This is a genomic window from Thermoactinomyces daqus (genome assembly GCF_000763315.1).
GTDB lineage: Bacteria > Bacillota > Bacilli > Thermoactinomycetales > Thermoactinomycetaceae > Thermoactinomyces_A > Thermoactinomyces_A daqus.
The window spans coordinates 1-653 of record NZ_JPST01000051.1 but is presented as its reverse complement, the minus strand read 5'-3'; the positions used below and the strand labels follow the sequence as shown (position 1 = coordinate 653).

The window sequence follows — 653 nt, the reverse complement described above, 5'->3', positions numbered from 1 at the left end:
GGAGGTGATAACAATGGCGCGCAAGAAACGCGGCAACAAAGAACGTAGCACCGTTGACCTTCTCCCAGAAGAGTGGGAGTACATTGAAGAAATGGCGGCAAAGTTTACGGTCGCGCGCGGCGGAAAAGAAAAGATCAGTAATAACCAGATTTTTTCTTGGTTGATTGAGTTGGGGAAGGATCGGTTGGAAGAAAAGCTCAAGGCTGAGCAAGAAAAATAAAACCCTCCCGGCGGCATCCGGATCAGAGCGTGAAGCGGAAGAAAAACGAAATCGAGAGATCCGCGAAAGAATTCGTGATTTGGAACGTGAGTTGGAGGCTATCGAGGGGAAACTGCGCGGAGCTGAGTATTCGTATAAGGATTGCCTGCGGGAGATCGAAAAAGAAAAAAGAACGAAAGATCCGGATTGGCGGTGCGCCGTTGAGATGTACGAATCTCAACGAACCCACATAATGAGCGAAATTCGATACCTCAAACAGAAGAAGGAAAAGGTCGAGAGAGAAATAGATGACCTGAATCGTGAACTAGGTGGCGGAAGCTGGTGGTAGTAGATCAGCGTATACGCGGTGCAATCGGGAATTTGAAACATGAGGGAATCCATTTGACACCGGAGGAAATGGAACTGTTGACTGCCTATTGTGAAGGGCAAATCA

The 653-nt window shown here is 47.9% G+C and carries 2 protein-coding genes; both read left to right on the top strand.

Annotated elements, in window-relative coordinates:
• A partial coding sequence (locus JG50_RS0116095) for a hypothetical protein (protein WP_235281714.1) occupies window positions 1–220 on the top strand: 220 nt, incomplete at its 5' end.
• Between the two features lie 79 nt (window positions 221–299).
• Entirely contained in the window at window positions 300–548 is a 249-nt protein-coding gene (locus JG50_RS19065) for a hypothetical protein (RefSeq protein WP_052154410.1), read from the top strand.
• Window positions 549–653: the final 105 nt, after the last annotated feature.